This window comes from Apilactobacillus sp. (assembly GCF_025290035.1).
GTDB lineage: Bacteria > Bacillota > Bacilli > Lactobacillales > Lactobacillaceae > Apilactobacillus.
The window spans coordinates 20,417-22,317 of record NZ_JAMBKT010000011.1 but is presented as its reverse complement, the minus strand read 5'-3'; the positions used below and the strand labels follow the sequence as shown (position 1 = coordinate 22,317).

Below are 1,901 nucleotides of genomic sequence, written 5' to 3'. Positions count from 1 at the left end.
GTTCCTAATAATTGAGGATCTTCGATAATCCCCTTAGTCTTTGGAACATATTCTGCGTTAATTTGTTTGATGATATTAATTACTTCAGTAATTGGAGTATCAGGGTTAACACGAATGTTGATTTCGGCCTTCATGCGATCCTTAGACATATTACAAATATTAGTGATATATCGGTTGGGAATGAAGTTTAATGCATCGTTATTGCTTCTTATTTTAGTGGTTCTTAGACCTATTTCAGAAACAGTACCAGTAACATCTCCGATTGTTACGTAATCACCAATGTTAATTTGCTTTTCAAATAAGATGAAGAACCCATTGATAATATCGTTGGCCAAACCTTGAGCACCTAAACCAATTGCTACAGAAAATAAACCAGCCCCAGCTAATAGGGTTCCGATTGGTACACCGATGAATGTTAAAACTGAATAAATCCAAAAGAACACCAAAATGTACATGTAGGCATTAGTGGATAATGAATGAAGGGTTTTAAGCCTATTTTCTGCTACGCCAGTTTGTTTTTTTGCGTAGTTATTGAATAAGTGATTGATCACTTTCTTTCCAATGGATTTTAAAATTAAAAAGAAAATGGAAATTAAAATAATATCAATCACAATATTAGTAATGTTATGTAGAATCTCGTCCCAATTAAAGCTTAAAAAGTATCTTTTAATAAAGCCGGGATTAGCTGCAACTGTCAACATAATCGACACTCCTTACTATTATTATTGTTATATTAATATCCTAACATCACATTAAGTGTTATAACAGTTATAGGATGTTTTCTTAATAAAATGTTAAGGTCTTATCTGATTAAATTGATGATAGAATGAACAATATAAAGTGACTATCAACGTAATAAGAAACTATAATTACAATTGCTGATACTAAGAAACAAAAAATATCCATTTTAATGGGAAGTTTTAGATAAATTCTTCGCAAGATAATTGCTAAAAATGTGAGTAATGACAAGATACCCACTAAAAATAAAATTAAACCAGACATTAATTCAACGTCTAACATTTAAAACATCTCTTTTCTATTGATGTTTTTATCATACCACGGTCCATACATGATTTAATAAATAATGGAGGATATTGAATTTTGAAATATGAAAAGAAACGCCAATTAACTAAAGATAAAATTATTAAAGCCTTTGTTTCCATTGCTAGAGAAAAAGGCGTTGCATCTGTCACAGTCAGTGACATTATTAAACAAGCTGAAGTAAATCGTAGTACTTTTTATCGCCACTACATCGATAAATTTGACTTGATTGAAAAAGTCGAGGACGGCGTGATTGAACAAATTAGAAACGCGAATGAATTTTTCCAAGAAACTGATGTTGAACATATAGATACTGCTGCCGGTAAATTTGTATATAGTTTTTTAACTGTAATTGAAGAAAATCAGCCCATCTTAAGTGTTTTAATAAGTGAAAAAGGGGAAATCCAATTTGCAATTAAACTGCTCCAATTTTTTAATGAACTAGTTGAGTCAACAACAGAAGTATTTAGTGAAGAAATGGATCCGAAGAAAAGAAAACTATTCGCGGCATATAATTCTGCAACCGCATTAGGGGTTATTATTTTTTGGATTCACCATTTTGAAGACTATGATAAAGAATATGTGTATGATTTCTTAATGCACCGAGGGTATTAAAAAAACACGCTATTTTAAATAGCGTGTTTTTTGTATTGGGGGACATTTAATTATTCAGCGCTTAAACTTTCGATAGGATCTAGTTTAGCACCCTTGTTTGATGGAAGAATTGATGCAAGTAAGTTAATAATAACAGCAATTACAATTCCGAAGATAGCATTTCCTGCAGTTACTTGAATGATTGAGTAATCAATCATTCCATGAACAGCTGAGTTAATTCCAAATTGAATTAGGTAGGAAAGAAC

The 1,901-nt window shown here is 31.2% G+C and carries 2 protein-coding genes and 1 pseudogene; 1 reads left to right on the top strand and 2 read right to left on the bottom strand.

From position 1 onward, the window contains the following. On the bottom strand, positions 1 to 701 hold a 701-nt coding region (locus M3005_RS04090; protein WP_293793917.1), incomplete at its 3' end, for a mechanosensitive ion channel family protein. Positions 702 to 1,101: 400 nt separating this feature from the next. Here M3005_RS04090 and M3005_RS04085 point away from each other — a divergent pair. Then, positions 1,102 to 1,656: a TetR/AcrR family transcriptional regulator gene (locus M3005_RS04085; RefSeq protein ID WP_293793915.1), complete on the top strand. Its 555-nt coding sequence runs from the start codon at positions 1,102 to 1,104 to the stop codon at positions 1,654 to 1,656. Between the two features lie 50 nt (positions 1,657 to 1,706). Here M3005_RS04085 and M3005_RS04080 read toward each other — a convergent pair. Further along, positions 1,707 to 1,901, bottom strand: a pseudogene (locus tag M3005_RS04080) (ABC transporter ATP-binding protein); the annotation flags it as partial.